The 12,518-nt window shown below is 48.2% G+C and carries 11 protein-coding genes; 1 reads left to right on the top strand and 10 read right to left on the bottom strand.

Annotated features, from left to right (window positions below):
- Positions 1-5: 5 nt before the first annotated feature.
- The 10 genes from Q7P67_RS02300 to Q7P67_RS02255 form a co-directional block, all read right to left on the bottom strand.
- Positions 6-1,034 (bottom strand): cytochrome b N-terminal domain-containing protein, encoded by a 1,029-nt coding sequence (locus Q7P67_RS02300; protein WP_303850268.1) that lies wholly within the window; start codon positions 1,032-1,034, stop codon positions 6-8.
- A complete protein-coding gene (locus tag Q7P67_RS02295; RefSeq protein ID WP_303850267.1) occupies positions 1,031-1,447 on the bottom strand; it encodes a ubiquinol-cytochrome c reductase iron-sulfur subunit in 417 nt (138 codons plus the stop codon). The genes Q7P67_RS02300 and Q7P67_RS02295 overlap by 4 nt, the downstream gene beginning before the upstream one ends.
- Before the next feature lie 86 nt (positions 1,448-1,533).
- Positions 1,534-2,463 (bottom strand): NrfD/PsrC family molybdoenzyme membrane anchor subunit, encoded by a 930-nt coding sequence (nrfD, locus tag Q7P67_RS02290; RefSeq protein ID WP_303850266.1) that lies wholly within the window; start codon positions 2,461-2,463, stop codon positions 1,534-1,536.
- Positions 2,464-2,472: 9 nt separating this feature from the next.
- Entirely contained in the window at positions 2,473-3,036 is a 564-nt protein-coding gene (locus tag Q7P67_RS02285) for a 4Fe-4S dicluster domain-containing protein (protein ID WP_303850265.1), read from the bottom strand.
- A gap of 13 nt (positions 3,037-3,049) precedes the next feature.
- Positions 3,050-5,239: a molybdopterin-dependent oxidoreductase gene (locus Q7P67_RS02280; RefSeq protein WP_303850264.1), complete on the bottom strand. Its 2,190-nt coding sequence runs from the start codon at positions 5,237-5,239 to the stop codon at positions 3,050-3,052.
- A 236-nt stretch (positions 5,240-5,475) separates the two neighbouring features.
- Positions 5,476-6,753 carry a selenite/tellurite reduction operon b-type cytochrome iron-sulfur cluster-binding subunit ExtO gene (extO, locus tag Q7P67_RS02275; protein ID WP_303850263.1) on the bottom strand — a complete coding sequence of 426 codons (1,278 nt, stop codon included), beginning with the start codon at positions 6,751-6,753 and terminating at the stop codon, positions 5,476-5,478.
- Complete coding sequence (extM, locus tag Q7P67_RS02270) at positions 6,689-8,548, bottom strand: selenite/tellurite reduction operon c-type cytochrome ExtM (protein ID WP_303850262.1); 1,860 nt, start codon at positions 8,546-8,548, stop codon at positions 6,689-6,691. The genes extO and extM overlap by 65 nt, the downstream gene beginning before the upstream one ends.
- An 81-nt stretch (positions 8,549-8,629) precedes the next feature.
- Positions 8,630-8,845: a selenite/tellurite reduction operon protein ExtJ gene (gene extJ, locus Q7P67_RS02265; protein ID WP_303850261.1), complete on the bottom strand. Its 216-nt coding sequence runs from the start codon at positions 8,843-8,845 to the stop codon at positions 8,630-8,632.
- A gap of 28 nt (positions 8,846-8,873) precedes the next feature.
- Positions 8,874-10,076: a selenite/tellurite reduction operon porin ExtI gene (gene extI, locus Q7P67_RS02260; protein ID WP_303850260.1), complete on the bottom strand. Its 1,203-nt coding sequence runs from the start codon at positions 10,074-10,076 to the stop codon at positions 8,874-8,876.
- Between the two features lie 19 nt (positions 10,077-10,095).
- Positions 10,096-11,523, bottom strand: coding sequence for a hypothetical protein (locus Q7P67_RS02255; protein ID WP_303850259.1), 1,428 nt, complete (start codon positions 11,521-11,523; stop codon positions 10,096-10,098).
- Between the two features lie 581 nt (positions 11,524-12,104).
- On the opposite strand from Q7P67_RS02255, the gene Q7P67_RS02250 reads away from it, so the two are divergent.
- On the top strand, positions 12,105-12,518 hold the full coding sequence (locus Q7P67_RS02250) for an HIT family protein (protein ID WP_303850258.1): 414 nt from the start codon (positions 12,105-12,107) through the stop codon (positions 12,516-12,518).

The raw sequence follows: 12,518 nt of genomic DNA, 5'->3' as shown, positions 1-12,518 counted from the left end.
AAATATCAGTAATAAAAAGGCACGAGCTCCCAATTCGCCCCCCTGAAATATACTGCAATTATTGTCAGCACAAGTATAAACACCGTTAACACAAGCATGGACACCCACACGGGTTTTCCGCTTCTGCCGAACCAGACGGCGCGTTCAGTATGCTCTTTATTAAAAGACGGAAGAAAATAGCAGAGTATAAAAACCACGGCAACGGCGTTGAACAGCGAAGCGCGCCAGCTCACAACTTCCTGAATCCACAGCAGGAACCATGCACTTTTTGCGGGGTTCGGCGGCGAAGCGGGATCAGCCGGAAGTTCCAGCGGGCTTTTGAATATCACAGAAAGCAGGATAGCGGCAGCAACTGCGGCAAACGATATGATAAGAGAAAACCGCACGAGCTGTTCGCGGGATTTCACCTTTTCAGGCTCAAGCATTGGCACAAGTCCGCCGTCCCTGCGGATATTATAAAGATGCGCCGACAGCAGCGTCAGCGTGATGGTCGGCAGAAAGACTATATGCAGAGCGAAAAAGCGCAGAAGGGTGAGCCGCCCGCCAACGTCGTCAGGCATCAGCAGATTTTTAAGAAAAACGCCTGCGGGCAGGGTGTTCATCAGTTCCATGCCTGTTTTGGTTGCCCAGAAGGAGAGCTGATCCATAGGCATAAGATATCCTGTATAAGCCTCGAAAACTATAAGCCCGAATACTATATAACCAAGCTGCCAGTTCTTTTTCCGCGCGGCATAAACACCTGTAAACACTGTTCTTAACAGGTGCAGTGCAGCAAAAACCAAAAGCATGTGGGAACACATGCGGTGGAGCGACCGGATAAAGGCTCCGCCAGCGACGTGCTCTTCAAGAAACATGACGGAACTGTATGCTGCCGTAGTTTCGGGGGAATAGTAAAACAAAAGCAGCACGCCCGTCAGCCCAAGCAGAACGAACAGGGCGGTGCATATTATACCGAGATACCCTGTTTTACGGAAAAGCAGGGTGTCTTTATTAAACGTTACGGGGAAGAGGTGGGCAAAAAAGCGGGATATCATACCGCGCTCCTGCGGTAGACCGTTACCTTGCCGTCCTTCTCCTCTGCGGCGAACACCGCAAGTCTTTTCACCGCAGGTCCTTTGATAACATCGCCGTTAAGTGCAAAAATACTGCCGTGGCACGGACATGCGAATCTGTCTCCGTCCAGCGCAACGGTACAGCCCAGATGGGTGCAGGTCAGAGACATAGCGGTTATCTTTCCGTCCAGCTTCATCACGGCGGTCTGTTTGTCCGAAAATATCAGCGCGCCGCCTTCGGGCACCTTCGCGCTTTCGATGCTTAAAATAACGTCACCGCCCTCAACATCGGGGGTCAGAAACCTGTACAGACCGAAAGCCGCAAATGCTCCGCCTATGAAAACGGACAGTTTTTTGATGAAACCGCGCCTGGTGACGCTTTCAGCAAGGGGCATGAAAGAACCTCTGATTTTTTGAATATCATAATATAAATAATTGAAAAACGGGAGCCTTTTTGAAGACTCCCGTCCGCCGTAAAAACCTACTGGATATAGTCCGTAAACTTCTGGGTATAAACCCCTGCGTGGACTATAAGGAAACGCAGGAAATAGCCTCCCAGAAGTACCAAAGCCTCGAAAAAGATCAGTTTTCCGCCTGTAACGTGCATCTTTCCGCTTTCGCCTAGGCCGAAAACGACAGCCGGAACAAGCAGACCGAGAAACACAAGCACAGCCCAGAACTCGATGGCAAATTTGCCGCTGAGAAGGCTCTTTGCGGAATACTGCATCTCCGGCACGCCCTGCATGGCGATGAGGAACATGCCGAACAGAAGAAGAATCTCAAGCACTATCAGATAAAAGTGGGTAGTCTCTATCTTGTGCATACTGTCTTCCGTTTTGAAAGCCAGCTCGCGCACTATCATAGCTCCTGAGATACCTGTGGATGTCGCGGAGATTATGAACAGGATAGGCAGAGACGTCTGGTGCCAGAAGGGGATTGCCCTAAGAACACCGAGCAGAACCGCCGTGTACCCTGCAGTACATATCCCCGTGAGGATAAGCATCCATTTTATCCATTTGCTGCTTCCCATACCGTCAACGAGCTTAGGCAGCCAGCCGCCCATGAAGCGCAGCAGTCTTGAAAGTCCGAGGTTGTACATCGCGTACAGCATCGAAAAAATTATGAAAAGTGTCAGTATACCCGTACCCCATGATATAGCCGACGTGGGGTTGACGAACAGAAGGATGAGCAGCCACGGCTTCCACATACCCTGTCCGAGGTCTATGTACAGAAAGAATATACCTATCGCAACCAGCGGCATACCTATCACGCTCGCCGATTTTATAAACGAAATATATTTCTCTCTGTCATACATATCCGCCAATACAGCCGCAACTATCGAACCCGCGCCGACTCCGGCGAGGAAAAGATAAACGGCGATATACCATTCAAATGCTTCCTGAAAAACCATACCGCCCTCCTACTTCTGCACGTAATAGATATTCGGCTCTGTGCCGAGGTCCTGACGCAGTTTCCACACCTTATAGTGTTTCTCCGCGGCATCTCTCAGCAGAGCGGATATTTCGCTCTTGGGGTCGTTAACGTCCCCGAAGACCCTGACGTTGCCGGGGCAGGTTGTAACACATGCGGGGGCAAGTCCTTCAGCTATTCTGGGCAGGCAGAAAGTGCATTTCTCCGCCACGCCTAGTTCGTGGTTAAAGAATCTCGCGTCGTAAGGACACGATACTATACAATATTTACAACCGACGCATATCTTCTGATTGATGGACACTATGCCGTCTTCCCTTTTATAGCTTGCCTTTGTGGGGCATACGGTGACACAGGGCGCATCGTCGCAGTGGTTGCACTGGTGGGGAAGGAAGTGCAGCCTCAGCTTGTCCGTGTAGTCGGGGCTTTTGCCCGTGTCTATGTGGGTGCGGAAATCTTCGTCCGGAACATGCCATTCCGCTTTACACGCCACCATACAAGCCTTGCAGTCTACACAGCGGTCAACAATATATGCCATTGCGTATTTCTTTTTCATCTTTGCATCCCCCTTATGCCTTTACAACTTTGACGAATCCGTTATGGAAGCCTGCCGAGCCGCTGACGGGGTCTGTCACGTCCGATGTGAAATCGGAGTCTCGCGCGCCCACACCAACCACTCTGGTCAGCATCTTGCTTACGGAACCGAAGCCATGGGGAATGAATATGGCGTCTCTGTGGATATAGTCCACAACCTTTGCCTTGCACGGATTGCTCTTCTTTTCACCTTTGACAATGCAAACGTCGTCGCCGTTTTTAATGCCGAGGTTCTTCGCGCGCTCGCTGTTTATCCACAGCTCAACCTGAGAATGGTGCAGGGCAAGCAGCCAAGCGTTGTTCTGTGTTCTGGCGTGGGTGTGGAAGCTGAGACGACCGAACAGAAGCCTGAACTCATCTCCTTTGGGCATGGGAGGCGCTTCATAAGAGGGCAGAGCCTCGTAACCCAGATCGCTCATCATGCTGCTGAAAAGCTCCGCTTTGCCGGATGGCGTGTGGAACTCAGGTTCAGCGCCGGAAGCCACAGGGAAGGGGTCTCCCTCTGCACCAACGAGGCATCCGTGTTTCTTCATGTTTGCCTCTGTGAGACCGATGGAGTCAAGAAACTCTTTATTATACTCGCGTACATCCATGAAATGGTTTTCATAGCCCATTGCTTTTGAAAGCCGCGCCGCAATTTCCCAACCGCCCAGAGTGTCGTACAGAGGCTTGACTGCGGGTTCGCGATACTGGATGTAACCGCTCTTTCTCGATGTGATGATTATAGGGTCATACCTTTCCAGATATGTGGATTCCGGCAGAACAACATCTGAATACCATGCGGTATCCGTCATGTATATCTCACAGGTTACGATAAGCTCGCTCGCCTTGATAGCCTTTTCCACGGTCTCCGTACTGCCCTGGTTATGGAACGGGTTGCAGCCGTAAACGAACATCCCCTTGAGAGGGTGTTTCTGTTCGGCGATAGCCTGCATCATTTTGTTCGCAAGACCAAGGTCTGTTGACGCTATGGGGAAATCAGTACCTGCGCCGTCGGCTCTGTCCGCCTCAACACGTTCAAGGTCGTGAACCATATGGGGCTGGTCGAGTTTCAGAGGGACGGGTCTGTATATACCGCCCGGCTGTTCCCAGTTGCCCATAAGAGCGTTAAGAATTGCGATTGCCCTTACAAACTGGGTGTCCGTACCGTATCTGGTAAGACGGCGCCCGGGGTGGATATAGCAGTGGGGTGCTGCCGCACAGAGTTTTTCTGCGGCTTCGATAATATCTTTTTCGGGTATCTCGGTTATCTCGGATGCCCATTTCACGGTATAGGGGCGGACGTGCTCGCGCAGTTCCTCCAGACCGGAAGTGTAGTTTTCAACGAAATCTTTGTTATATATCTCTTTTACGAGGATATAGTTTATCATCGCCAGAAGCAGAGCTGTGTCCGTTCCGGGTTTGATCATCATAAACTTGTTGGATTTTGCAGCGGTTTTGCTGTATCTGGGGTCAACATAGATAACATAAGCACCATTTGCACAGCCGTTTATGAAATCCTGAAGCTCGCCGACGTGGAGAGCCTCCGCTATGTTACGTCCGAGGAGCATGATACATTTTGCGTTCTCGGAATCCACAGGTTCTTTTCCGCCGACAGGTTTTCCGTATGTAAGCGCCCAGCCGATATCCCTGCTTCCAGTACACTGGGAATAAGAAGGGATACATATATTTGGAGAGCCCATTATATGAATAAGATCAACAAATGAGTGTTCACCGGAACCATGGGCAAAAAGAGTAAACGTTTCAGGACCGTACTTAGCTTTAAGCGCGTTCGCTTTTTCAGCGATATACTTAATCGCTTCGTCCCATGAGACTTCTTTGAACTGACCTGACCCTCTTTCACCCGTGCGGATGAGAGGCTTTTGCAATCTGTCGGGGTCGTAAAGCTGGAAAACGCCGGAGTTGCCCTTTGCGCAAAGTTTTCCGAAGTTGCTGGGGCAGTCCTTCTGTCCTTCCAGTTTCGCTACTTTCCCATCGACAACCTTCGCCGTGAGGCCGCACTTCCAGAAACACATTTCGCACCAGTTTTGGGCGTATGTAATTCCGGATGGGGTAGAGTGCTCAACCTCTCCTGCGACAAGACTGAGTGACGGCAGAGTCGCCGCCGCCGCACCAGCGGCAAGGGTTCCCTGTATAAACCGCCTGCGGGAGATTTTGCTTTTCATCTTGTGTCCCTCTTGATTTTTGCGTGATGAGGGACATTTGTATCTTGCTTGAACTAAATACAATAATAAACATACCAGTGGATTTGTCAATAGTTATAAGTAAAGAATATGAAGTAAAAATACTGTATACAATTTTACTTTGAATTAAATCGAAATATAAAAGAATTAGAAGATATCAGACTCTCAAGTATTGTATAGCAAATGCCAATACATAAATATGGTTTCCATATTCATCACTATTTCCCTGCACTTTCCACAACGTCTGTCACCTGGCGCCATTTTTTCATGGACGCTTTCTTATATTCCTTATTTTTGTTCACAATTCTTTTGTATTCAGAATCATTTATAAATCGACCATTCACAACCTTGAACCCTTTGAAATTGTAAAAACTGTCAAAAGGCAGTCCGTCCTTATCTGTGAGATAGAGCCTGTCCTCTTTCCGCTCCCGCATCAATCTGCGTTCGTCTGCGTGGCAGCTCTCGCACATCACGGTTTCCCGCCTCACAGTATGGGGAAAAACAGCTCTGAAATCAGCCGAAAGCATCTCGTTGTCTCTGCCGACAACCTTGTCATCCTTAATATGAGTGACAAAAGCTATGTATTGCGGGCGCAGCGGCGAATATTTTTTTCGCGCGTTCACACCTATTGGGAAATCAGCATATTGCTTGGTGTGACTGCTCTTTGCATAATCGAGGTGAGGGCGCTTTACCCATCTGAAATACTCCGCAAATTTAGTATTCTGCAAATATATCCAGAAGGTGCCGTACTCCTGATTAGCCCATGCGGAGTGGCATGTGTAACATTCCATGCGGCTGTGCTGGGGTATCGAGTGTTCCACGGATGAATTTTTGTTCATAACATGGCAGTCGGTGCAGGTTTTTGAAAAGGTTCTGCCCTCCGCAAGACTCTTCATGGAGTGACATTCGCCGCACTGCATCCCCTTGGTGTGGTGCACGTCCGGCAGCATGGAGGCATATTTGCCCCCCTTGTGCTCCTTACCCCTTGAGTAGCGTTCATGGTCTTCACGCTGTCCGTATCCGCTGTATTCTATGCCTGTATAATAATCCCTGTGGCACTCCTGACAGTTGTCGGTCGAAGGCTTCTTTATCGTGTGAGGATTTCCGCCGTCGTGACAGTTCATACAGCTCTGCACATGGCAGTTCTGACAGTTCTTATTCCAGAACTGTCCGTCAATGCGTCCGTATGTCTTCTTCACATAAGCCTTTTCAGCGCTTCTGTGCACCATAGGGTTTTTCAGTATTCCTGAGTATTCCTTATGACAGTTAAGGCATCCCTTAGCCGAAACGGAGAAGTCCGCAGCTTTATCGTAATGCTCCTTATTGGGAGCGTGGCAGGTTTCGCACTTCTGCTTTCCGTGCACCCCCGCAACCCTTTCCTTATGGCAGGCGGCACAGTTTTTATCGCTTTTTTCCAGCGCAAAACTGCTTTCAGCGAAGCAAAGGCTTATGCACAGGGTCAGAAAGAACACTGTCGTATGAAAACTTTTTGCCATATATCCTGCCTTCTCCTTTTTCGTGGCACACAATGCACTGGTTCGCACGAACCATGGAAGCCAGCTCATTGTTGTTCAATATCCTTGAATGGTCGCGGACAACATCGGATATCACATCCTGTTTGCCGCCCTTTATGCTGTACAGCGAATCCAGCGGTTTATCGCACTTATCGCACAGATACGCGCTGTTGATGTTCTTTTTACTAACGGAAACAAGACCCTGACCATAGCCGGCGAACGCCAGTTTCCCATGGCACGTTTCGCAGCTTACCGCTTTTTTGCCTGTGTTGTGGCTGTAAAACGGTGCAAATTTGAAATTCTTTTCGCCTCTGTAGTTAAAGACGTAATCGTCCATAACCATCTCGCCCTTTTCGTCCATAACAGTCAGAAACGTCTGACAGCCTGGAGTTACAGGTGATATCCTCCCGCGCTGGTTAACTCCCAGAGGAAAAGGGAACAGGGTGCGGAAATCCTCTTTTTCACTGAACGAGCCGAAGGTGTCCTCCCCCTTTATAAGATCGGTCATCTTCTCGCTCTTGTCGTATGAAGTGTGGCATCCGTAGCACTGGACAACGGTATTTGAGTGGCATGTGTAACACTCCATCCGGTCGTGACCGTAAACACCGTGGTTGTCCTTGCCCTTAACCGTCTTTATCTCTATGCGCTTGCCCTCGCGCTTTGTGTACAGATAATATTTCCCGTTCTCTTTGCGCACGTTGGAATACATGCGCCCTTTGGAGGTGAGCACCATCTCGTCACCGTAATTAACCCTGAACGCATAGTTCTGCGATTCGCGGACAGGTCTGCTGTTCTCCTTCGTAACCTTCTGCGTTTTCGGAAGCTCTTTTTCCGTGCCGTGGCAGTCCTCGCAGGCGGTCTCTATCTGCATGTACATGTTCTCGTACATATATCCGTCGCCCATCATATCCGCGGAGGTGTGGCAGTCGATACACTCCATACCGAAATCGAAGTGGATATCCGCCTGCATGTGTCGGACGTTTCGCACACCGTCTATCAGATCCGGTCCCGGATAGCCGTCCTTCGTGGGCACAAGTGAGTTGTTGCCATCGTAAAAGCCTTCGTAAGAAAGAGCTATGCGCCCGCTTCTGTTGTGGCATGTGAGGCATACGTCGTTTGACGGAAGTGCCGATATCTCGTGTTTCTCAGGATAGGGTCCCTTGCCGTGGATACTCTTGTCGCCGCCTTTGTATGTGCCCTCAACAGAGTGGTTGAAGTGGCAGGCGGAACAGCCGGAAGAGTGGTGGGCGCGGTAGCCCTCCAGCTTGTCATAGCCAACGTGGCAGGCAGCACAGAATTTTCTGTAAAGCTCGCCGGAAAGCTCCTCAAGCTCCGCAACGGACGGTCTTTTCTGCGGATTGCCCTCCGCGTCGAACCCATCCGCACCGTGGGTGCTGTACAGCTTGCCTTTATAGTCGTCCCACGCCTGCTGTGAGTTTTTTATCATTCCGGTGGCGGTGTACATCAGTGTTCTGGAGACCCGCTCAAGCTGATACTGGTGACACTGACCGCAGGTCTTGTCCCAGACGGAAGGATCGCCGGGATTGCGCCCGCCAAGCATATCAGCATGGGCAACGGTCTTGTCCGCAGCCTTAGGGTCGCCTCCGTGGCATTGTTCGCATGGGATCTCATGATTCTTCGAGGGATATTCTATCCCCGCATGGCAGTTTTCGGACATACAGCCGACGACTGTCTTACCTGTGTGATAGAACCCGAAATACACAAACGCCGCAGCGCACACTGTCAAAGAAATTCCTGCAATTATGTATTTCAGCATCTGCCCACCAAAAGTTTTTTCTGATTATATGAGAAGTTGAATGGAAAATAAAGCGGGGCATAAAGCCCCGCCGAAAATAGATCAACAGCCTTGAAGTTTGAAGCCGGGTTTGCCGCCGACAGCTTCCACCTTCACTGCGTCGCCAGCCTTAACATCAATTGCGCTGTCCAGCTTAATGGTGATGTTAGTTCCGTCAACGCTTGTAACCTTACCTTTGGAGGATTTTGCAGCAGCGATCGCTATTCCCGCTGTAACAACCATCACTGCCAGCACGATAATTCCGAGTTTCTTTTTCATTTCTTCATCTCCTTTTGCTTGTTTTCAATTAGAATCTGACCTGCATATACAGTTCTACAGTATCGAAATCCTGTGAGTTAGTATCCGAACCGACCTCTTTGTCAAAGTCTGTTTTAGAATACTGAGCAGTCAGTTTAATTTTGTCTTCATCAATGTAGTAGTTCACACCGGCAGCCATGAAATCCACAGAGTTGTCTTCGTAACCGTTAAGTTTTGCGAAGTCGAAAGAATCGTAACGTCCGAAGAACTGCACTTTGCCGGGACCGACGTTAAAGGGAAGCATATAGCCGGCTTTAACATAGTAACCGTCACGCTGACCGTTCAGACCGTATGAGTTAACGTCTGAGTCTGTGCTTTTGTATGCGTCGTCGAAATCTACGTCAAGATATGCTGCAGACAGTGTGAATACGCCCGCTTTTGTGGGGAGTTCACCGAAGATATCATATGAATATGCTTTGTAGTCTTTCGCATCTTCAAGGTTGTCCACGTCAGCGTACACAGCATCAGCTTCATACTGATATGAGGCGCCCGCTGTCAGGACTGTTTTCTGACCGAAATATGTGCCTTTGTAGCCATAACCGGACTCTTTGTCAAAGAAAGAGAAGTGAACACGACCGGTATAGCGGAGGTTTGAACCGGGATCGGGTGAACCTTCAGAAGCATCACCTGTACGACCTTCCTGAATTTCGCCTCTTACCTGTATCATGTCGTCAAGGAACTCGGCGCGCGCACCGATACCTTTGTCACGGCTTGTTTTAAAGGGTGCGTATACAAAGAACGAACGGTCGAGTGTCAGAGGGTTGAAACATCCTTCAAGGTTTTCCCTTGTGAGTGAGTGTTTGAACTTACCAAGCACTATATCAAAGTTCTCATAGGGGGTATATCTGATCTGGGCATCCAGAAGATAGAAATTCTGGCTGTCGTCGTCAGATATGTCAACGTACAGAGGGTTGATGTTTTTGTCCTCAACATACTCTGTCTGAACATAAAAGCTCAGCTGATCGTTATATGTTCCGATGAAACCGATTCTGTTCCTTCTGAAGTTGAACTCGTTGGTGTCATCCTCGCCTGTGTCACCGCTGCCTGTGTTTCTTCCTGTGTAGCCGAACTGTGCGTCATAGAAGAACTGCAGATATTTTCCGTCGCCAAGATCAATCGGTTTGAAGGCGAAGGCGCTTCCCGCGCACATAAGCATCAGCATAAGTACTGTTAATATTTTTGTCTTAAACATAATTACTCTCCGTTTTTAATCAGCAAGAACCGCCGCCACCGCCAACGTTGGTGACTGATTCGTCAGAACTGCCTGTACTGCGTTTTTCAAGATACTCTTTGTCGATATCGTTAAGCATTTTGCCGTCGAAGTCCGTGTCCACGCTTACAGGGCTGTTGCAAACATTTGTTGTTGTGTATTCCCTGCACCAGAACTTGGTAGCATAGGTCAGGAAAGTTGTTTCGTTGGTGATTGTGGTGTAAGGTGTCGTGTTGAACTCAGTGAATTTACCCTGTGCATAAACAGCACCCATGGGGCTTCTGTCGGTATAAACACTCCACTGGCTCCATGAACCGTCGAACATTGCAACATTTTCGTTGCCTGTAAGCGAGGGAAGTATCTCTTTCGCAAAGTAGAAAGCGGGCGCAGCAGCGTTACCGGCTGCGCAGTGAGTGATTATCTTTTTAGTTTTCAGAAGTTCATAAGCTGCAGCTCTTTTCTCTTCTGTTGTTGTGAGGTTCGCAAGAACCTTGCCTATACCGTCTGTGGTGCTGAGACCGTTTGTGGGGTCTATCATAGCGGTAAGCAGAGCGTCAAGAATTACGTTGGGGTCTTTATAAGCGCCGCCGGTGTAAAGGTTGCCCTGACCATAGAAGAATCTGTTTTTGGCAATCTTGCTTCCTGCGTTGCTATGGCTTCCCCATGAGTCCCATATTATGGCTGAATCATCTTCGAGAGATTGAATCACATCTTTAATGGTTGCTCTTGCTGAAGAGTGAAGCTGGGGCAGCTTGTTAACGGAAAATGTGCCTTCTTTTGCTGCTGCGTAGTTAAGAGAAACTGCGGCAGTAGCAACATCTGTTACGTTTCCGTCAAGTATTTTAAGTTTTGACTCAGGAAATCCCCAGTAGTAGAACATCTGCCAGACTCTTGCAAGTCCTGTGTTTATACCGGTTTTCTGAGCGAAAACGATAACAGTGTCCTGATCTGCGCCGATTTTTGAAAGGATGGTATCCACCATTTCACCGGTAAGAACCATTGATGCTGCTGTTCTGTTATCTACAGTTTTGGTGGTATCAGAAGGGTTAACTCCGTTATACGCTTCGGACGCATTCAGCGGACCTTCGTCTCTTGTGTAGCTGTTATAATAGCCCACATCGGCGCCCTTGTAAGAACCGGGAATAGTCTTGTCAGTGCCGAAAGTTGAGCTGATGTCAATGATAACAACAGGCTCTCCCGCATCAGTTTTAAATCCGTTTGCGATCCATGTGTCAAGAGTTGCCACGCTGACGTTTGTGTCAGCTTTCTGGTCGTAACCTGTCCACCAGGAATAAAGGGGGGGGTTGTTTTCAACAGAGGTGTCTACCGAGCCGCCACCTCCGCCACATGCTGTCAGTACCGCCAGCGAAAAGGCAATGACAGCAGCTACCGCAAGAAAGCGGTACTTTCTCAATAAAGAGTGCTTCATAAAATCCTCCAATTCAGGCAAATGCCCATACGTGTTACTGGTTTTGTTCAAGTTCAGCCGGATACAAAATGTCCTGATCACGCTTTTAGTTACGAACCACTCAGGGCGAAGGTTCACGCAACTGACCCCCGCCCGGATTTATATGCTTGTTCAAATTCAAGCATACGAAAATCTTACAGTCAACAAAACTTGGCATATGCCCAATACGGTTAACTCCTGTTATTCCATAGATTTAGATATCTGAATGTTCTTATGTAAGGCTGTTTTGGAGGGGCATATGCCTATAAGGACTGATTACGTCTTTTTAAAAAGTATGAAAGTTTTTTTCATGTTCAGACCGGATGAATATTTCAAACAAAAAATTTTCTGAATAAAATAAAAAAAACCATATGTGTTTCTGAATAAAGAAATAAATGAATCTACTAATTTTTTGTAGGATTTTACCTAAATTTAACCTAAATTTTACCTAATCAAAAGCGTAACGTTGATACATAGAAAATATATACACATTAGAAATAGTTAAAACTTGTTTTCCCACAGCGATATGCTAGAATAATATGTAAATCGGAAGAGGTGCTTTTATGGACTGTATATTCTGTAAAATAATCAGCGGAGAAATTCCATGCAGTAAAGTGTATGAAGATGATCTCTTCATCGCTTTTCTGGATATCAGACCCATCAGAAAGGGACACACCCTTATAGTGCCGAAAAAGCATTTCGAAAATCTATTTGATACGCCGGAAGAGGAGGCGCAAGCTATCTATCAGGTTACGGCAAGGGTTGCCGCAGCTGTTAAAGAAGCGACAGGAGCATCCGGCATAAACGTTATACAGAACAACGGGGCGGACTCCGGACAGGAGGTTTTCCACTCCCATCTTCATATCATCCCCAGAAAAAAGGACGACGGGCTTAAATTTGACCGTCAGCACGAGGAATATAACGGATTTGAAGAGATGGGCAAGATGGCGCACAAAATACACGGTCTGGTGAAATAA

The sequence above is a fragment of the Seleniivibrio woodruffii genome, from assembly GCF_029267515.1.
GTDB lineage: Bacteria > Chrysiogenota > Deferribacteres > Deferribacterales > Geovibrionaceae > Seleniivibrio > Seleniivibrio woodruffii_A.
Note: the sequence above shows the minus strand (reverse complement) of the source record. Positions and strands in the feature narration are given on the sequence as shown.